Origin of the sequence: Mucilaginibacter sp., from assembly GCF_965277465.1 — a bacterium.
Classification (GTDB): Bacteria; Bacteroidota; Bacteroidia; order Sphingobacteriales; family Sphingobacteriaceae; genus Mucilaginibacter.
Window position 1 is genome coordinate 940,874 of record NZ_CBDICW010000002.1, and the last position, 19,480, is coordinate 960,353.

At 44.3% G+C, this 19,480-nt stretch carries 15 protein-coding genes; 13 read left to right on the forward strand and 2 right to left on the reverse strand.

Features of this window, described 5'->3' with window-relative positions; all coding sequences use genetic code 11:
- Positions 1-74 precede the first annotated feature (74 nt).
- Positions 75-1,007 (forward strand): Brp/Blh family beta-carotene 15,15'-dioxygenase, encoded by a 933-nt coding sequence (locus tag ACQY4U_RS16570; protein WP_428330561.1) that lies wholly within the window; start codon positions 75-77, stop codon positions 1,005-1,007.
- 275 nt (positions 1,008-1,282) lie between these two features.
- Here the strand turns inward: ACQY4U_RS16570 and ACQY4U_RS16575 are convergent, their stop codons facing one another.
- Together ACQY4U_RS16575 and ACQY4U_RS16580 are read right to left on the reverse strand one after the other, a co-directional pair.
- Entirely contained in the window at positions 1,283-1,897 is a 615-nt protein-coding gene (locus ACQY4U_RS16575) for a response regulator (protein ID WP_428330562.1), read from the reverse strand.
- Between the two features lie 2 nt (positions 1,898-1,899).
- Positions 1,900-3,891, reverse strand: coding sequence for an ATP-binding protein (locus tag ACQY4U_RS16580; protein ID WP_428330563.1), 1,992 nt, complete (start codon positions 3,889-3,891; stop codon positions 1,900-1,902).
- A 162-nt stretch (positions 3,892-4,053) separates the two neighbouring features.
- Between ACQY4U_RS16580 and ACQY4U_RS16585 the strand changes: the two genes are divergently transcribed.
- The 12 genes from ACQY4U_RS16585 to ACQY4U_RS16640 all read left to right on the forward strand — a co-directional run bounded on the left by ACQY4U_RS16585 (position 4,054) and on the right by ACQY4U_RS16640 (position 19,396).
- Positions 4,054-5,316 (forward strand): OmpA family protein, encoded by a 1,263-nt coding sequence (locus ACQY4U_RS16585; RefSeq protein ID WP_428330564.1) that lies wholly within the window; start codon positions 4,054-4,056, stop codon positions 5,314-5,316.
- 37 nt (positions 5,317-5,353) lie between these two features.
- Positions 5,354-5,893, forward strand: a complete 540-nt coding sequence (locus tag ACQY4U_RS16590; RefSeq protein WP_428330565.1) for a hypothetical protein — start codon at positions 5,354-5,356, stop codon at positions 5,891-5,893.
- 66 nt (positions 5,894-5,959) lie between these two features.
- Positions 5,960-6,973 (forward strand): RICIN domain-containing protein, encoded by a 1,014-nt coding sequence (locus ACQY4U_RS16595; protein WP_428330566.1) that lies wholly within the window; start codon positions 5,960-5,962, stop codon positions 6,971-6,973.
- 49 nt (positions 6,974-7,022) lie between these two features.
- Positions 7,023-8,426 (forward strand): hypothetical protein, encoded by a 1,404-nt coding sequence (locus ACQY4U_RS16600; RefSeq protein ID WP_428330567.1) that lies wholly within the window; start codon positions 7,023-7,025, stop codon positions 8,424-8,426.
- A 21-nt stretch (positions 8,427-8,447) separates the two neighbouring features.
- Entirely contained in the window at positions 8,448-9,578 is a 1,131-nt protein-coding gene (locus ACQY4U_RS16605) for a hypothetical protein (RefSeq protein WP_428330568.1), read from the forward strand.
- 26 nt (positions 9,579-9,604) lie between these two features.
- Complete coding sequence (locus ACQY4U_RS16610) at positions 9,605-10,186, forward strand: hypothetical protein (protein WP_428330569.1); 582 nt, start codon at positions 9,605-9,607, stop codon at positions 10,184-10,186.
- Between the two features lie 112 nt (positions 10,187-10,298).
- The gene (locus ACQY4U_RS16615; RefSeq protein WP_428330570.1) at positions 10,299-10,508 is read left to right on the forward strand and encodes a hypothetical protein; all 210 of its coding nucleotides are present in this window, start codon (positions 10,299-10,301) and stop codon (positions 10,506-10,508) included.
- Positions 10,505-13,027: a hypothetical protein gene (locus tag ACQY4U_RS16620; protein ID WP_428330571.1), complete on the forward strand. Its 2,523-nt coding sequence runs from the start codon at positions 10,505-10,507 to the stop codon at positions 13,025-13,027. The genes ACQY4U_RS16615 and ACQY4U_RS16620 overlap by 4 nt, the downstream gene beginning before the upstream one ends.
- 57 nt (positions 13,028-13,084) lie before the next feature.
- Positions 13,085-15,571: a hypothetical protein gene (locus ACQY4U_RS16625; protein ID WP_428330572.1), complete on the forward strand. Its 2,487-nt coding sequence runs from the start codon at positions 13,085-13,087 to the stop codon at positions 15,569-15,571.
- Positions 15,572-15,725: 154 nt separating this feature from the next.
- Positions 15,726-17,219: a sensor histidine kinase gene (locus ACQY4U_RS16630; RefSeq protein ID WP_428330573.1), complete on the forward strand. Its 1,494-nt coding sequence runs from the start codon at positions 15,726-15,728 to the stop codon at positions 17,217-17,219.
- Positions 17,216-18,712: a TlpA family protein disulfide reductase gene (locus ACQY4U_RS16635; RefSeq protein ID WP_428330574.1), complete on the forward strand. Its 1,497-nt coding sequence runs from the start codon at positions 17,216-17,218 to the stop codon at positions 18,710-18,712. The genes ACQY4U_RS16630 and ACQY4U_RS16635 overlap by 4 nt, the downstream gene beginning before the upstream one ends.
- Positions 18,713-19,396 (forward strand): LytR/AlgR family response regulator transcription factor, encoded by a 684-nt coding sequence (locus tag ACQY4U_RS16640; protein WP_428330575.1) that lies wholly within the window; start codon positions 18,713-18,715, stop codon positions 19,394-19,396. It abuts the gene before it with no gap.
- Positions 19,397-19,480: the final 84 nt, after the last annotated feature.

Sequence of the window (19,480 nt, forward strand, 5' to 3'; positions counted from 1 at the left end):
ATTAATCTATCTATGCCGGGCTGCTTTGATTTGAGGCAACTTTAATTATTTTTCAAAAATGCCAGTCTGATCAGATGATGAAAAAATCCCTTTTTCTATTAGGTGTGCTACTGCTGGTCAATCAAACTTATGTATATCCTTTAACCTTACAAGTACAAACCTACCTCTTTATATCCGGCATCATTATAGTTGGAATTCCGCATGGAGCGGCAGATCTCATGATTGCTGCAAAAGAAACGAATGACAGGGGTTATGCTTTTTCATATCTTAAGTTCTTTTATAGATACCTGGGCCGATTATTAGCGTTTTTGGCTTTGATCCTATTTCTACCTGCTGTTGGGGTTATATTATTTATCCTGATTGCGTCGTTTCATTTTGGCGAAACAGATTTGAATAAATTTGATACCGGTTCAAATACGGGTAAGCTTTTTTCATTTAGTTACGGTTTAGTTATAACAAGCGTAATTATATTAAGTCACTTTGACGATGTTAAAACGCTTTTGTTTCTTTTCCAGTCCGGAAAAAGCCATTATCAATTGATAAATTGGGTTGGCCAATACAAAAATATGTTGCTTTCTGTTGCTTTAGTGTTTTTCTTTTGTACTGTTTTTATCTATTTTTTGGGTAATAAAAATAGCGCTGAAATAGGGGGTGAGTTTTTATTAACTTTTTCAATACTTGTTTTTATCACCTATAGTTTGCCGATGCTTTTAGGTTTAACATTTTATTTTATTTTTTGGCATTCAATTTTGTCTTTAAAAAATATTGTAGACTATTTAACTACAGATCGCCGATTTTCTTTTTTTGTTATTATCACCCAAATAAGCTTTTACAGCTTTTTAGCTATATTTGGTATTTTTTTATTCGGAATTGCTGGGATTATGTTTTTAAACAGAAGTACACTGGTTATTTACGTGATTTTAGGGCTTGCTGTACTCACAGCACCACACATAAATATTATGCATATCATGTATAAAAATATTCGCCTTAAAAGGCAGGAGGGCTGAAAATATTAAACCCCCTGCTCACGCGAGTTTAGCGCAGCGTAACTTTTTACAGGGCAAGTGTCCGTCCGTCCGCTTATGTCCGGTACCTGGAAAAGGACGGACACAACATTAATCAGTATTCAGCGTAAGGGATAGCAGTGGATACCGGCCTGTGGATAAGGCCAGCAGGCGTATAAACGGATAGCCCGGCCCGCAGGGATACGCCCAAACATCTGCTCCCGCCAGTTTAGCGCAGCGTAACCCGTGGTAACAGCTTAACCTCCAGAAGCTTTATATTATATCAAATTATTGCTTACCGCTATTTTAATCAGTGCGGCGGTATTTTTCACCTTATATTTCGACAGCATATTTTTCCGGTGAAAATCTATCGTGGTAACGTCAACAAATAGCCATTCGGCTATCTGGGGGTTGGTATAACCGTCGGCTATCAGTTCCAAAACCTCGCGTTCGCGCCGGGTAAGGGGCGGTAGATCAACCGCATCAGGGCGGCGCAGGGCTGCCGATACCGAACGGCTGTAATAATTTTTGCCTTTGGCTACCATGCGGATTGCTTCGAGGATCTCTGACCGGGAAGCATCTTTTAATACATAGCCCATTGCGCCGCTTTCGGTCATTTTGCGGATAATGCCGGGCTGATTATTAATGCTCAGCGCCAGCACTACAACGCCGGGGTACTTATCCTTTACTTCTTTGCAAAGCTCAATGCCGGTGGTGTCGGGCAGGTTTACGTCCATTAAAATTAAATCGGGCTGTTGGCATTTTAATACCTGCAACAGGTTTTCGCCCGATATGCAGGTGGCCATAAACTCCATATCCGGTTCGGCAGTGATAAAGGTTTTTACGCCTTCTATTACCAGGCTGTGGTCCTCAACTTGAATAATTTTTATCATAATTAAACAGGTAATTGAATAAATACTGAAGTTCCGCTGCCTGGTTCCGATTTTACATCAATGTTGCCCTTCAAAAAGTCAACCCGGCTCTTTAAATTTTTATAACCCATCCCTGCGGCAAAACTCAAATTTGCCAGCTTAAATCCTTTACCGTCATCTTCAACGGTTATACCCAAAGTTGCTTCCTTACGCGTTATTTGTACAATTGCAGTTTGTGCCGAAGCATGTTTTACCACGTTGTTGATCAGCTCCTGTACAATGCGGTACACGGCAATTTTCACGGCTTCGTCTACCAGCAGGTTATCAATCCCAAAGCTTTGATAGGTAACCTTAAGGGCACCGCTGGTGGTAATTTGCATGCAGTAATCGTCAAGGGCATCGTTAAGGCTTAGTTTAAGCAGGCTTTCGGGCATCATGTTATGGGCAACGCGCCGCAGCTCGGAGATAGACTGATCGAGCATGTTCATGGTTTTTTCAAAAGCGGCAGCGTTCTCCGCACTGATTATCATGTCTTGTTTCATACTGCTTAAAGAATATTTAGTGCCGGTTAATATGCCGCCAAGCCCATCGTGCAGATCCTTTGCTAAGCGGCTGCGCTCAGCCTCCTGGCCATCCATCAGCGCCTGGGTGGTAAGTAATTCCTTTTCTTTTTCAAGGATCTGGATTTGCTGCTCTTTTACCTCCCGTTCAGATATCAGCAGCTTTTCTTTACGGATGCTATTATTGCGCACCAGCCAGCCCACAATAAGCAGCACGCACAAAGCACAGGTAAGAATTACGATGTATATGGTTCGTTTTTGCAGCGTAAGCGCCTGGATTTGCTTTTCTTTATGGAGCGTTAGGATGGCGGCTTCCTTTTTGGCTACATTATATTTGGTTTCCAGTTCCTGTGTGTTGATCAGGATCTGATCTAAGTGCAGTTTGGTGCGGATGGAATCTTCCTGGTTATTATAATCGTGATATTTTGATACGTTGCCCCCTAACAGTTCAATATCGGCCAGCTCATTATCGGCCTGTTGTTCAATCAGCGGCTCATCATACTTGCGGGCAAGGGCAAGGGCAGTAATAAAATGCTGTTTGGCTGCCTCATAGTTTTTGGCATCAAAATACGCCAGGCCATCAAAATATTCTGCGTTAACCATGCCGCGTTTGTTATCGGTTAGGCGGCTCAGCTCCCTTATCTCGCTATTATTACGCCCCAACTGGGCGTATTTGCGCTGGGTTACAAGGGTGTTATTGTACATCACCAATTCGTTAATAAGGTAGGTGTAATCCTTCTGCCTGCGGCTTATCAGCATGGCTTCGTTAAGCAGGGTTATGGCTTTGTTGGGCTTGCCCAGGTTCATGTAAACAGTTGCCGTGTTTGAAAGTGCTTCAACCAGCACACTTTCATCGCCAACGGACCGGCTTACCTCAATTGCCTTTAGGCCGTATTCGAGCGCTTTCTCAGGCGAGTGCCCTACCGAAAAGAAAATACCCAATATGTTGGCATAAACCGCGGCCAGGTGTCGCTTATCGTTCAGCCGTTCATAAGCGGATACCGCCTTAAGGTAATATTCGTAAGCTTTTTCAATGTTGGCTGCATCCGAATAACACCCTGCAATATTGTTATATGCTGCGCCTTTAAAATGATCGTTATGGGTACTTTCGGCAAGTGAAACGGCCTGCCTGGCCATATTTATGGCTTCATATTTTTGCGACCGGGCGGCTAAAATATCGCCATAACAGGCGTAGTATTTCATGAGGCCGGTTTTGTTTTTTATCCTTACGGCAATATCATAAGCTTTGCGGTAATAGTAAATGGCCGAGTCGGGCTTGCTGCCGGCATACACATTATAGCCAAGCTCAATAAGCCCGGCCATTTTGGTGCTGTCGTTTTTAGCATTCTTTACTGCATCAAAATATTTCTTCTGCGTTTTGGCAAAATTATCCTGCCCCGTGCCTTTAAAGTGCACGGCAAATAAAACAAACAGTATCAATAAAACACGCCTCATCTATAGCTATATATTATATATATGTTCATTGTAAAAATGTGATTTATTTTTTCATAAAAAAACTCCCTTTTTAGGGAGTATAGCTTTGACCCTCAACAAAATACTTTTGACTTATACCAAGTATTAAAAATAAATTAATAAATATTAAAAACAACCTTAACTATGAAACCACTTAAAATTCTTATCACAGTAATGGTACTCGGCTGCCTGGTAGCGCCGGGATACGCGCAGATACTTAAACCAGGCGAAGTTGCCAAAGATGCAGGCACCAGCCAGGTGAACAGTACAGAAACCAGCACCATAGATAATGGCGTTAATAAAGCCGCCGGAGCGATAAAAGGATTATTTAAAAAGAAAAAGGCAGCACCTGCTGCTACCACCCAACCCGCCGGCCCGGCACAAAACGCGCCTGCCATGCAACCACAAACAGGCATGGCACCGCAGCAAAGCGGCCAGATCAGCGCTTATAATAACTATGACTTTGTTCCCGGCGATCAGATTGTTTTTGATGACAGCTTTGCGGATGATCAAAATGGTGAGTTTCCGGCGCATTGGAACTTAGGAAAAGGCCAGGCAGTAGTAAATACCATAGGCGGCCGCACGGCATTTTTGCTGACAGACGGAAATTATGCCGGCGTTAGCCCCCTTATTAAATCAGCATCTTATTTAGGCGACACATTTACCATAGAGTTTGACGATTACTGCAACGGTGGTTATCTGCCTAAATTATACTTCTATTCAACCACGGCAGAAGCCAGGACTGCATCCAACGAACTTGGTGACGTTTCTTTAGGCACCGATGCCGTTGGCGTAAAAACAGCCGAAATTGACCTGAGCGGCAATTTACCGGCTGCTATAAATGGAGAGAATTACCTGAACAAGTGGCACCACATAGCCATCGCTTTTAAAAACAACCAATTAAAGGTTTATGTAGATCAGTACCGCGTGCTGGTTGTACCTAACCTGGGGGTTAAGCCGCACGCGTTTGATATTGAGGGTATTGGCGATGCCCAGACACCCATCATCATCAGCAATGTGCGCGCAGCCAATGGCGGCGGCATGAATATGTTAGGTAAGAAATTTACGGATGCCAAACTGATTACTCATGGTATCAACTTCGATATAGATAAAGCTACCATCAAACCCGAAAGTATGGGCACGCTGAACATGGTTGCAGGTATTTTGAAGGATAACCCCGATTTAAAATTTGAGATAGACGGCCATACCGACAACAGCGGTACCGCCGCCCACAACGCTACATTATCGCAGCAGCGTGCCGATGCTGTGAAAGCCCAGTTAACTACAATGGGTATTGATGCCGCACGCTTAACTACCAAAGGGTTTGGCGATACCAAGCCTATGAGTGATAACACAACGCCCGAAGGCAAAGCCAATAACCGCCGGGTTGAATTTGTAAAGCAATAAACGAGAGATATAATTTAATAAACCAAAAACAATTATCATGATGAAAAACAAATTAACTTATTTAGTGATGCTGGCCGCGTTAGTGCTTATCGTGTCATGCAGTACTAAGAGCGATCCTACACCTACAACCACCAGTAACAAATTCACGGTACGCGGCGATAGCTATACTGAAGTAAGCGGTGCCGATTCAGTAACTACTTTTAACGGTGTTACCTATAACTCATTAGGCATAACGGGCCAATCAACTGATAAATCGGCACAGGCGGCCCTGATCTTCTTTTGGTCAGGAACAGCCAAGCCTAAAGCCGGAACCTATACCACCGTTTCCGATATCAGCAAACTGACCGCAGGAAAAGTAGCGATCCTGATCATCGAAAAAGTTTCGACCGCAAAGAACGGCCTTTTCGGTACCATCGATGCTGCTACACTTACCGTAGCGGTAAGTTCATCGGGTAAAGTTTCGGTAAGTATTCCATCGGTAGGAATTACAGGATCAAACATTGACAATACCGATCCCAAAAATTCGGTCATAACCACAATCGACGGTACCTTAACGGGTTCGGCCGCTGAACAATAAACTTTCAACCCTAAAAAAATCACGGACCGGCAACCTGTAGCCGGTCCTTTTTAAAACCCTAACCCAATGAAAAAGATCTTTTACCTGGTCAGCACTGGTATGCTGATGTGCTGCAGCCTCTTCGGGCAGCAAACAACCGCTGTAACCGATAAGCAGCCGGTATTTATAGACGGGCTTGAATTAGGTTACAACATTAAATCAACCGAAGTAAAGGCAGTAAGCGGCAAAGGCGACTTTAGCCGTTATTCGGTAAGCTTTTATGTGCGTAACCCTACCGATCAGGCCAAAATTATGCTCTACAAGCAAGGCTGGAACGTGTTGGATAACGTATCGGATCAATTAGCTCAGTTTAAGTGCTTGAATGCCACAGGCGCAAGGCTTACAACAAAAGAGGCCATTATTAATGCCGAGGCCTGCAATGTGCTGGCTAAAGTGAACAACAACTGCGATCCTAAAGCGGCTAAGGCCGAAAAACAGTTTGTGCAAATTGGTTACTGGATAAAACCCGGCCAAACCATTAGCACCAGTGCAATTTTAATTACCCCCCTAAATGAAATGCCTAACATACAGGTAACTTACCTGGCGGCCCAGCTTACGCCTGTGGCATCGGCTATGATTGGCGGGCCGCAAATGGTACCGGTGGCCGGTCAGCAAAATTACCCGCCGCCACCTCCGCCACAGCAGGCAAATGAGATCAACTTTATAAAGCTGAAGAACAACTTTAATAACACTTACCTTAATAATCAGCAAGGCCCGCCGCAAACTTCAAATATTGATGCCGGATGGTGGAGCGCACAATGGCAGGTAGAAGCGGTGCCGAATGGCCGCTATATGACCATAAAAAACCGCTGGAAATCGACCTTTTTATATGTAGATCAGCGTGGCTACGTAACCTTTACTGATAATTATGCCGACAGGGCCTGCTACTGGTCTGTTGAACCGACAAATGATCAGAACGTTTTCCGGTTTAAAAACTTAATGACGGGGGGCTATCTAACCATTGCGGCCAATGGCATGCTCATTCAAACCAAAACACCAATTAATAATTTTGCTTCGGGGTGGCTTTTTGAGCAACCCTGATGCCGGATTGGCTAATCAATTTTAAAACCTACTACCAATTATCCAAATAATGAAAAGGTATTTTTTATGGCTGCTGTTGATGGCAGCACTCAATAGTTTTGCGCAAAAGACGGGATCGTTCAGCTACACTGTTAACGTTACCAGTACAGCCGGCGGCACAATTACTTCAAACCAGCCCCAGCCATATACCAAATACACTAATTACGACGCTTACTGGTTTGTAAAGCCTAATGGCGACCGGTTCCTGTTTATTAACGGGGGTAAAAATTTAGGTATCGTGATTTTGCATAGTCGTGGCAACGATACCACGCTTGCCTACGAAGAAAACTACCGCGGCGATCAGTTTTTATTGCAGGGAAGCTATAATGGGAAAATTGTTAGAGTGCAGCCTGATAAAGAAGGAGTTAAGATTCATTACGATGTATTTACCGCTGGCGAGATTGAATTGCATTTCAGCGGCCCGGTAATGTTTGCCGTAGGTACGAACACCAGCGACCACCTGACAGGCAGTATTAACGGGACCCTTCATTTATACCGAGAACCTTTCTACGAAAAAACAAGCGTGGCGCCAAATTGTAACTGTGATCCCACCATCTATGCTTTTTTCTACGATCAGGAAATTGGCCGTACGCCGTCGGCTTGTGAAAACGCCGTGCTTTGGCGAGTGTATAATGCTTTGCAACCTGCGCTTAGTCCATTATTGTCACTTAATTACACAGGGGGCAGCCCTGCGCCCGTAGGTAGCTTTATATATAGACAAGATCACAGCATGATTGACGTTAGCGAAGCGCCCGAAGCCAACCCCTGTTCGCCGGATTTAAAAAGAAGAGATGTGGTATCGACGAATGCACAGACAAGGATGTTTTCGCAGGACGATTATAGTCTTGGTTTTATTCATACGGTCGATCTGAAACAGTTTGGCGACCCAATGGAGAATGCCAACATGATGAGAGCGTTGGTGCCATACCAGGATTCGTTGATGAAACTGGTTATAGCGAGGAAAATCACAATGGATGATGCCACAAAAAAGATCAACGCAAGGATGACGGCTTTGCAGGGTGGCAAACCTCAAGCGGATATTAAACAGGCGGAAGTTTACAACCACCTGGATGTACTGGCCAAAGTAAATGTTATCGGTGGCGACATCTATCTTGATAAAACTGCTGAGATCCAGCACAACGTGCCCGGTGCAGCTTTCGAGATCTACAAACGGTCGATCAGGTATGACGATGGTACCTGGACCCCGTTTGTGAAATATATTTTCTTCGGTAAGTTCAATATCGTCAGGAATGGTAACACCATAACCGCTGTTACGCCGGTTTACGGAGCCGGCGGTAATAAGCTTACCATTTACAATGCAGTAATCACGGTAAAAGGCGGTAAGGAACTGGTTGACCAGGCCATGAATACCATCAACTTTAGCGCGGTGCCGGCCATGCTTAACAACAATTAAAAATTATTTAAACCTCAGATTATGAAAAAGATATTTTACACCATGGCACTATTAAGCGCAGTAAACGCTGTAAACGCACAAGGCTTTTTAGGCAAGCTGAAAAACAAGGTTACCAACAGCGTGTCGAAACCCGCGCAGCAGGACGTATCAGGACAGGCAAGAGTAGGTAATACCAATGCCACATCGCAAGCTCCGGACGGAAGTGTTATAAAATACACCAACCCTTCGGCTATAGGAACTATGTTGAAAACGTTTACAGAGGCAGAGATCAATGCGCACCCAGATGGCTTTGATATGTGGTTCCCAAACGGGGTTAAAGTAGTGAACAACCAATTAGTGGCCGATGTAGCCGAAAGCAACTCGGCTATGTACAGCCTGAACGGCATTCAGTTTCAAAAAACAGGAGCAACCCCGCCAAGCATGAACGGTCGCGCAGATATCAAAAACGGCAGCGAGATCGAGTTTTTTAGCAAAGACTTTACCCAAACAGATTTTGGCAATGCAATGCTGAAGAAAGGACACAATGTAAGTAGTGGTGCAATTCCTGGCAAACCCGAGCAGGTGTACACGTTTAACGGCAAGGTGATTGGCAGTTTTATGATGGCACAAATTGCGCACAATGCTGATTCTACTGCGGTGGCAATTGCAGGTATGAGTGTTACAGGCGGTGTAAAGTACCACATGACCGGCACTAACGGCATCCCGGTTGACTATCCAAAAGCCGCCGGAGTTTTACCGCTTATTAGCCCGAACGGAAAAGTAACCGCGGCATGGAATACAATTGCCAAACAGGCCTATGTTTGTAACGGAACAACAGTTACCGTTAACGATGTTTCAAACAATAACATCTGGCTGCGTAACAGCGGTAATATATTTTATGTGCCCGTGAGCAGCAATCAAAAATCACTGGAGCGTAACGGACAGCTTTTCATCAATTTCAACAGCCCGGTTGATATGAAACTCGTGTTCATCAGTGCCGATGAAAAAAGCATGGCCTGGGGAGGTTACCGTGGCCTTTATTTTTCTGATGGTACCGTTTACGAAAATGCATCGGCCCCAACAAGGGTGATCATTGATAACAAAGAGGTAATCGTGTTTCTGGATGTTGATACCGGCACCGGTAACCTTTACCTGTGCAAACACGCTTTGTAGGCAATCATCAATCACAAACTATCATCATGAAAATTAAACTCACCATCCTCGCAATCGTGTTAACATCGGCACTGCATGCGCAAATTATTGTTTTGCCGCCGTTTTCGAGATGGGATACCAACAACGCACCCGATTGTCATAATGTGTTTATTGGCCGCGATAGCATGCTGATGGCGGTGAAAAACCCCTGCGTGAGCGAAGGCATCCGTGCCAACTGGCGGCCGCTGGTGGGCATTAGCCAGGGCCTGCATTTTGCGGTTCCCCAGGGTAAAATGGTGCTGCTTACCATCACTTGTAAATTTAAACCAGTTGGCGATGATGTGCTGTCGTTTTATGGCTCGTTTGACCCGCAAAGCGACAATAGCGATATAGCATTTAGCCGAAGCCTGCGTATGAAAGATGGCAGTGAAACTATCCCGGCAGCAGAAGGATACCGGACGGTTACACTGATGGTGAATTTTGTGAACGAAACCGATAACCCGGGTTGGGCCGCGCAAACTGCGTTAAAAGGAACAATGAATTTTACTTTAAGGGTAACCAATGTTAACGGCAATACCCACCAGGGTAGCTATGCGGTTATTAAATCGGCTAAGCTTGAAGTAAAGTAAATAGCGTTTAAGAAACCATAGTTAGGGTTGGCATTGCACTTAGGGGGGCCGGTTTACCAGAACCGGCCCGCAATGTCATTTTTTATCTACATAACTATTAAATAGGTAAACCATGCGTAAATATTTACTATTTATTTTTTTGGTGATGGTTAGCATTGCCGGCTACGGCCAAACCGACGCGGAGTTTAAGCAGATGATGGAGAAATACGAGCAGCGCCTTAAAGCCGTAAAGACCCGGCAGGAAGGTGCTGCAATATTGGCCGAAATGCAGGCCAAGCAGCAGGAATATCTCAAGAAAAAAATAAATAAACAGTACCGATGAAAAATTTACGAGTATTTAAATTATCACTGCTGATTTTGGCTACAGCAGTTATTGCCCATGCGCAAATACCTAAGCCAGCCGAAACACCATCGATGGCCGAGATTCAGAAGCAAATAAAGGCCGCGCAGGACATGGTTAACAAAAGCCTTACTCCGCAACAAAAGGCGGAGATTCAAAAGGGAATGAATTATGCCAAGGAACAGGTGAATAAGCATGGCGTAAAAAATGCCCAGGGAAAGGACGTTACCGACAGCGTATTAAAAGCTATCAAAGTACCCGACCCGGGCCAAATGCTCAACAACATGAGTGCAAATCTGAATGCTAATATGGCTAAGTTAAAAGGTTTACAAACCGCTAATAAGCAGGCGTTAGCCAAAGGTTTACCGCAACCGGGCGCAGCAGCGTTTTCGGCAGTGCCTGATGCACAGCGGGCACAGATTTTGGCTTACGCCCAGGCAATGGTAACCGCCGCTATTCCAAAAATGAATTTGCTTAACCCAATGTTAAAGCGCAGTATTGATGATGTATTGAAAGATAGCACCATTACCGCGCAGGCACAGGGCATGGAAATGTTAGCCACCGGCGCGCCGCTGCCTGTGGTACAATATATGGTGGCAAAGGGAGTGCTCAAACAGCCGTCAAACCCCTGGGCGGCTAATGCTTTAGGCGTAATAATGCGCGCCGACAACCGGTATAAAGAGGCTATTCAATGCTTTAAATATGCCTATTGGATAAACCCCTGTATGCTGATAAAGTGCAACCTGGCATGGGCCATTGCCTATTACGGCGATTTTATAACGGCCAAACGCTACTTTCACGAGGTACTTAACATTGTGCCGCATTACAACAGCGCATGGGAGGGTTTGGGAATGATAGCTTACCAGCAGGGCGATACGGCAACCCTGTTTCAATGCCTTGCCGCGCAATTGAATGTGACGGATTTGGGCGGCCCGGATGATGGCCCGTCTGATAGTTTTGTGAGTTTTTGCGGCGGTGTTAAAATGGACCAGGATATGGCTAACGTAGGAAAATCACAGGATTATAGTACGCCGCCACCCGCAGGCGACGACAATGAAGGCGGCGACGAGGGCAACCAGGATCCGCCGCCAACAGCCGGGTCGGAATATCCGACTTTCCCGTCAATGGGTGGCATTTTTGCGCAGAATATTGAAGATTTGCAGAATAAGCTGAAGGGAGCGGCATCGTTTCGCCAAAGTATCCTGGACGCAAAGAAAAAATCGCAGGATAACGAGAAAGCAGCCTTTAACAACTTGTCGAAAATGGATGAGCGCCCTTATACCGACGACCAGGGTATGAAAGTAACGCCTTTTCATTACAGCAAATTTGTAACCGAGTTTCACGGTGTGCAGGCCGAGTTTGCAGGCCGCGTAGGTTATGTGATGAAGCAATACTATGATAATCAACAAAAACTCATCAATTCCATGGCTGCAAACGGCATCGCGTTTTACAACGACTACATTACGGCAACGAAACAATGCACGGGTAAGGATACGATGTGTGAACACAATATAATATGTGAGTTTAAGCAAAAATCGCGTGCCCTGTTAGGCAGCGAGCTTACCGGCGCATCAACCGGCTTTACCACTGCATTTATGCAGCTGAAAGACCAGATAGATTGGTATATCGATGCCACATCGCCTATCATTAAGCGTATGCACAAACCCGACTGGAACCATTACCTGAATGCCACCCGGCGTGATGATATTAACCAGGCGGTGTTGAATATATATGATAATTGGGTAGTGATTCAGACTGTAATTTGCTCACCGGAGCTGTTGTCGATGATGCATGCTCCCACCGCTTGCATTAGCGAATTGCGCAGCATAAATGATGCCGGTGCCTCGGCACAAGGCCCGAAGCCTACCGAAACTAAGCTGAAAAAATATGAAACCCCTCCAGCCCCTTGCGACAAGATGTTTAACATGGATAAAAATTATACCTATGCAAATATTCACCGTGATTGCGACGGAACAAGGGTTGCTGTGTATCCTATTGTGGCACATGCCGGCGGCAGTGTGGATGCGGGCCCCTTGCATGGAAGTGCAGAGGCTATAGCACGGCTTGGGTTTGTTATGCAAACCATTAATAAAACCGGACAAACAAGGGTAGGAACCACGGGAAATATATCGGCTGAAGTTAGTTTGGGTGTTGGCGTAAAAGACGGCGATCAATTAACACAATCAAACGCAAGCGCCGGTGCCGGCGCATCGGCAAAGGTTGATCTTAACTATGACAGTACAATAGTTATAGGCAACGATGGTTCGATAGTGGGCAGGGCAAAAACGGCCAGCTTTGATGCAGCTATGGAATCTCATGCGGATGCCAGCATCAGCAATCCCTTAGGATCGGTAAGTGCCAAAACCGAATGGAAAGCCGAAGCCAAGGGAATGATAGATGTATCTACGGTGGCCGGAAGTTCTAACACCTACAATATTAACCAGGCAAGTTTTTCGGCCAGCCAAAGCTCCAGTAGCAGTACACATTTGCCGGGGCAGTAAAAATAATTACGTGGTAACTGCACCGGTATAAAATAATCGGTAAATAAATCCTCAACTATGAAAACGTATAAGCTATTACTTTTCATGCTGATACTGGTATTCTGCATTAACAAAAGTTATGCGCAGATCCCCAAAAATCAGGCAGAAGCTGATGCTTTGGCCAGGCGTATCCTCACCATGACACCTGCACAGATGATGAAGTTTCGCGATTCAATGGTGAACGCTGTGAAACAACAGCAGGCGCGTATTATACCCAATGGCAACCAGCTATTGCTGGAGCATCATTACGATACTGCCTATACTACAGTCAGGTTTTATTACAGTAAACAGCAATCTCAGTACACTACTAAATCTGGCGGGCACAGCAACACCTTGATTACTGGCAAATCGGCTAAAGCAATAATGCTTCGCGAGGCCAACGGGCATACGGTTATTTCCTGTTCGCTTAATCCGCCCGGCGCAAATACCACACAGATAGATAAAGGTGTGAATGCCTTAAACAAGAGCTTAAAGTACATGACCCCTGCACAGCAACTGGCGGCTACTAACCTGGGCAGGCAAACAGCGTTTGGTTCGGCTTATATAAATAATAACACGATATCGGGTTCGGCCAGCGAGAACGGGCTTTATTCGGGTGGGGGTGGTAACACCATTATAACAACCAGGCCACCTGTAATAAACATGGCCTTTAGTTTTATTTATGACCCTGTAGAAGGGTTTTCGACAGTAAGCGTTGGCGCAACTTATCACCGCCATACGGAAGGCAGCGATGATAAAGGAAACCATAACTCAAGTGATGACACCCCAAGCGCGGGTATGGGCGGGCAAACAGACCCTCATGAAGCACACCTTACCGGAGCGTCCGCGCCGCAGCAAAGTGACCCTAATGAAGCATATATAAAGGTTGTTAAAACCGCAAGGGGTTTTCATATTGCCTGGACAAAGCTCACCAAATACCCCGATGTTAACGGCAAGGCCCTGGAAACGCTTACTGCTGATATTGGAGAGCCGGATCAGCAGTACGAGGCGATGATACACCCCATGCCCGACAGCAAATATGAACACTGGCTGCCCAAAGGAGCTAAAGTTGATGGAACAGATGATTTGAAAGGCGACGACAGCGCCCGCTTTTATGTGGAGGTGCACGATAAAAATAACCCTGATAAACTGTATCCGGGTTATTACACGGTGAAATACCAGTTAAAGGATATTACACACTATAAAGGCATCACCAGCAACTATCCTACGTTTGCCGCTCATGCTGACCCTGATTTCAAAATCTCAGATTCAATCAAATATTCTTCGCCCGGTACATTCGACCCGGAATCGGTAACAGACAGTACAGCGACCTCGCAACCCAATAAAGGTAATATTGCCATTGTCCGTTTAATGTGCCTTGATTATGGCGCATGGACTAAACTTACCGCCGAGGTTACCCTGGATGACGGCAGCGTAATAAAAGCATGCCCTTACTACGACAAAGGTGAAACCTTTATAACCGTTCCGTACGACAGGGACGAGAATAAAATAGCTGATGCCTGGGAAAAAAGTGAAAAGATATTGGGTAAAGGATACGGGCTGGATTGGGACGAGGATGTTAAGCCGGATAACAATCACCCGGGGGATAATATCCCTTTAATTGATGAGTACCGCGGCTTTTTAATAGAGGATGATAATTACAAGCCGGTGTATAAGCGATTTTCGCCGCAGAATAAAGAACTGTTCACTATTGGTTTGGCAGATTTCGATGCCCTGAATGAGAAATATAAACTGGCCATCAAAGCCGGATCGCAGGGGTATGAGCGGGCATCGGGTGTTAAAACCTATCACTTTACCAATTCAAAATACGGGCAGCATGAACCGGGCGAGCCCGGTGGTGTGATTTTTGGCCGGTGGGTAAATGTCAATTCACCATTGCAAACCTATACGCGGGCCGTTGTGATTAATGTGAACAATGCCGCAAGGGATGCCAATGATAAATCGTCAGCATCTACAGTGCCCATACACGGTGTATCCGAGGGCATAGGCGCGTTATACCCGGAAGATACAGAGGTTGTGAGTATATGGAATCAAAATGTGATCAAAACTTCGTATAAGCCTGAAGAGTACCTGCCTGCAAATGGAAATCCAGGCGACCCGAATGTGATCCGTAAAATGGGTTATATCAGGGCTGCAAATGCTGAATTTCATGTTAATATCGACCCTTTGCATGCCTCAGACCTGGTGAGCCAATATTATACGCAGAACCTTTCGCGCATTATTACCTTCAGCGTTACCCACGAAATTGGCCATGCCACCCACATGCATCATCATCATTTAAGTGAACCTGGCGAAAAAGGCTACTATCACGGAGTTGCCAATTGCCCCATGAGGTATTGGCAAAATAATTTTGAGCCCGTAAACTGCAGCACCTGGGTAGCTATGTTTATAACCGGTAACTGGAACCCGGCAACATTAACAACCCCCTGGGGCATTAACCAGCCTATGCAGTTTTGTAAAACAGATGACAATTGCTTTGGCGGGCTTATGCTGAAGAAGCATTAAGCAACAAAGCAACAATGCGCAAGTATTAGAGGTATAGTACTTTCAAAATTTTAATTCACAAAGGTATTCCATCACATTTATCGCCACTTTCATCACATTTATTTTATAGATGCTTTGCCTTGCCGTATGCTTGTATCATAAATACGGTCATCGCATGAAATATAGTATAATAGAATTTTGGATAGCAACAGCATTTTTTGCGTTGATGCTGTATGTTGGTGTACAAAGTGGTTTCAGCAGTTACGGTGATTCTGTAAACCGGGGGCAAACCGGCATTGCATACTTTGTTGGCTATCTATTACCTAATCTATCTATGGTAGTTGTAACCTATGGGGCTTTCCTGTTATTAAATTATTATGTACTGCCTGATTATTTGTTTCAAAAAAAGCATAGCCATGCATTCACATTAACGCTGCTTACCCTTGCCATAACCGGCACCGTGTTCATGATAGATCAAAGTTATCTGCGCGATTGGATTTATAAAAACTATGGCAACGGTTACAGTGCTAACATGGCGCTGTTTAGTCGCGGGTTCAGCATGGCTTTTGGGTATCTGCTAATCTATGGCATATATGTTTTGGTAAGGGAAGCTATCTTGTACCAGTACAGGCAGTATCTTAAAAATCCAAGTATGTCAGCGCGCATCATAAGGGAGATAAGCCTTGTCTTATCCATCTGGCTGGCCATTTTAATTCCTTTCTGGATACTGCGCTTTACCTGGTTCTTTACAAATTTTGGTCCGCTTTACCTGTTTGTGCTGCCTTTTTGTTTTAGTGTTTATTTCCTTAATATATTCTGGCTTATTCCCCGTTACAAACAAAACACTAACCCCGATCTTGCCAAATATATTTTAAGCATATTGGCTACAGGTATAGTCCTTGGCTTTATTGAAGTGGCTCTTTTATTACAGGTTTCGCACCACTGGTCGTTAATGGGTTACATTATTTTGAGCTGGCTGCCACCGTTTATTATCAGTACCATCATTTCATGGTGGGTTTACCTGGCTAATGAAGAAAAGTACAAACAGATCCGCTTTTTAAAAACTGCACTTGGCGCATCAGATGCTAACCTGCAGTTTTTACGCTCGCAGATCAACCCGCATTTTTTATTCAATGTGTTGAACACACTTTATGGTACCGCCCTATCTGAGAAAGCAGAAAAGACTGGCGAGGGCATCCAGAAATTAGGGGATATGATGCGCTTTATGCTGCATGAGAACACACAGGATAAGATTCTTCTGACCCGGGAAATGGAATACCTGCACAATTACATTAGCTTACAAAACCTTCGGATTGCCCACTCGGATAATATTGCTGTCAACGCAAACATCACAGATAAAAACAATGGGTTTAACATAGCGCCCATGCTACTTATCCCCTTTATAGAGAACGCTTACAAACATGGCATCAGCTTTCAGCATCAATCATGGATCAATATAAGCCTGCAATTAAACGGCAATGTTTTACAGTTAGATGTTGACAATAGCCTGCACGCTGAAAAAGTTAATGACCCGGAACGGCAACGATCAGGCATTGGGCTTGAGAATGTAAAACAGCGTTTGCAATTACTTTATCCAAATAACCATGAGCTGGTGATCCGCCAAAATCAAAGCGAATTTATTATCAAACTAACCCTGCAACTATTATGAAAAAACTATTTACACTCCTGTTACTTATAGGTACAGCCATAAATGCCTCTGCACAATTCAAATTCAGTGGCCACATTGCGGGCATTGCCAAGGCTGATACTTTTTACATCAACATACCCTATGTTTACGGGTTTTATCACGATAATGATGTAGCTATTCCCGTTGATGCCAAAGGTAATTTTAAGATCAATTTGAATTTGCCGCAACAAAAATTTGGCAATATCCGGTTTAACAATAAGGCAGTTTACTTATTGCTAACCCCCGGCAAATCATTGGTGATGAACTACGATCCGGCGGATAGCAGCGCCAGCTTTAATGGTACAGCAGCTGCCGAAAACCGTTTGATAGATAAATTCGACTTAAACGGCATTCCATTCTTTGCGGAGGAGTATAAGAGTAACCCTTACGCCAAATTAGGCCCGGCAGATTTGCAGGAGCAGGTTGTAAAACCATGGATGGCAACGCGCGACAAGAATATAGCGCTGGTTCAATCGTCTATGGTATCCCCAGCTAATAAAAAGTTGATAATTCAGGAGATAGAGGCCAATTATATTTTACAGCTCAATTACTTTGCGCGTGGCATTATGAAAACCGGCAGGGAACAGATTTTTGATTTTGTAGAAACAATTTACAAAGGTGTTCCCCTTGCCCCGCAAGTGTTGCCTGCCGGGCCTATGTATTATCAATTTGCTGATAGCTACATTGGCTACTACGAAATCCTGGCGTTTAAGGGATTGACTTCGGCACAAAAAACTGACCCTAAAACCATGCTTAAATATTACAACATTACGCTGGATAGTGGTAACACGGTATCTAAATTAAAGGGTAAATCATTCATTAACTGGATACTGGTGCGTAATACTTACCCAAAAAACATTGCCGAAACCTGGCTGGCACAAAATATTTTTTACAGGTGTAGCAGTAAAGATTTAGCCTATGCCAAGCCGCTGATGGATGAGATGAAATCGATCTATCCACAGAGTAAATACATCCCGTATCTGCAAACCAAGATCAATACCCTTGAGTTGCTGCTTGCCAAAAATCTGGCTAATAAGGAGATCATCGTTGTTGATGGGTACGATAAAATGAATTCGATATACCAAGCCATCGGCAAACTAAAAGGTAAGGTAGTGTACCTGGATATCTGGGGCACATGGTGCGGCCCATGCAAGGAAGAGTTACGCTACAACCCCGAATTAAAGCAAAAATTTAAGGGTAAAGATGTAGCTTTTGTTTACCTTGATATGGACGACGACATGAAAGACGGCCAATGGCGTGATTTTATAAAAGTTAACGGCATGACCGGACTGCACATCCGTAAGAGCAGTAAAGATATAGAACAATTTTGGGACGAACTGCTACCCAAAGGCGCAGGTACACGTTATTACCCAACTTATTTTATATTTGATAAAAACGGTAAACTGGTGCAGGCAAATGCCAAACGCCCAAGCGATAAAGCCGATCTTTACCAACAGATACAGCAATACTTATAAATGATAAGAGCAATAGCTATTGATGATGAACCTTTTGCGTTAGAGGTGATCCGTTCGCACGCGGATAAGGTGCCGTTCATAGAACTTACCGAATGCTTTACAGATGCTTTTAAAGCGATTGAATACATAGCAAAAGGCTCAGTAGATTTATTGTTCCTGGATATTACAATGCCTGATTTATCAGGCTTGGAATTGATGGAAAGCCTTCAGCAAAAGCCAATGGTGATATTTACTACCGCCTATTCAGAACATGCTGTACAAAGCTACGAGCTTAACGCAGTTGACTACCTGCTGAAACCATTTGCCTTTACCCGGTTTTTGAAAGCTTGCAACAAGGCAAACGAGCAATTGCAGGCCAAACAAAGTTATAAGCCGGCAGCATCCGACAGTATCTTTATTAAATCGGGATATGAGCAGCTAAAGATCAGTTACAATGATATACTTTACCTGGAGAGCGGTGGCAATTACATGAGTTTTATTTTGGCAGACGGGCGCACAATACTCTCACGTCTTACCATGGCCGATACATTGGCACTGTTACCGGCAAATCAATTTTTGAAAGTACATCGGTCATACATTGTAAATAAACTAAAGGTAGACCGAGCCGAACGACACCAACTGCACATCGGGGTGCAAATTGTTCCGGTGGGTGGGGCATTTAATATATCTTCACTTACCCTTTAGTATCAAGAAGTCTATAGGCTTTGTACAAGGTTTTTTTGCAGGCGGTTTAAGCCCATAGTAATATACCCAAAAAGCATTTTAATT

Excerpts from the sequence above, each read along its gene's own strand:
- ACQY4U_RS16595 (WP_428330566.1), top strand. The coding sequence starts at position 5,960 with ATGAAAAAGATCTTTTACCTGGTCAGCACTGGTATGCTGATGTGCTGC.
- ACQY4U_RS16615 (WP_428330570.1), top strand. The coding sequence starts at position 10,299 with ATGCGTAAATATTTACTATTTATTTTTTTGGTGATGGTTAGCATTGCC.
- ACQY4U_RS16625 (WP_428330572.1), top strand. The coding sequence starts at position 13,085 with ATGAAAACGTATAAGCTATTACTTTTCATGCTGATACTGGTATTCTGC.
- ACQY4U_RS16640 (WP_428330575.1), top strand. The coding sequence starts at position 18,713 with ATGATAAGAGCAATAGCTATTGATGATGAACCTTTTGCGTTAGAGGTG.
- ACQY4U_RS16620 (WP_428330571.1), top strand. The coding sequence starts at position 10,505 with ATGAAAAATTTACGAGTATTTAAATTATCACTGCTGATTTTGGCTACA.
- ACQY4U_RS16590 (WP_428330565.1), top strand. The coding sequence starts at position 5,354 with ATGATGAAAAACAAATTAACTTATTTAGTGATGCTGGCCGCGTTAGTG.
- ACQY4U_RS16585 (WP_428330564.1), top strand. The coding sequence starts at position 4,054 with ATGAAACCACTTAAAATTCTTATCACAGTAATGGTACTCGGCTGCCTG.
- ACQY4U_RS16605 (WP_428330568.1), top strand. The coding sequence starts at position 8,448 with ATGAAAAAGATATTTTACACCATGGCACTATTAAGCGCAGTAAACGCT.
- ACQY4U_RS16630 (WP_428330573.1), top strand. The coding sequence starts at position 15,726 with ATGAAATATAGTATAATAGAATTTTGGATAGCAACAGCATTTTTTGCG.
- ACQY4U_RS16575 (WP_428330562.1), bottom strand. The coding sequence starts at position 1,897 with ATGATAAAAATTATTCAAGTTGAGGACCACAGCCTGGTAATAGAAGGC.
- ACQY4U_RS16570 (WP_428330561.1), top strand. The coding sequence starts at position 75 with ATGATGAAAAAATCCCTTTTTCTATTAGGTGTGCTACTGCTGGTCAAT.
- ACQY4U_RS16635 (WP_428330574.1), top strand. The coding sequence starts at position 17,216 with ATGAAAAAACTATTTACACTCCTGTTACTTATAGGTACAGCCATAAAT.
- ACQY4U_RS16580 (WP_428330563.1), bottom strand. The coding sequence starts at position 3,891 with ATGAGGCGTGTTTTATTGATACTGTTTGTTTTATTTGCCGTGCACTTT.
- ACQY4U_RS16610 (WP_428330569.1), top strand. The coding sequence starts at position 9,605 with ATGAAAATTAAACTCACCATCCTCGCAATCGTGTTAACATCGGCACTG.
- ACQY4U_RS16600 (WP_428330567.1), top strand. The coding sequence starts at position 7,023 with ATGAAAAGGTATTTTTTATGGCTGCTGTTGATGGCAGCACTCAATAGT.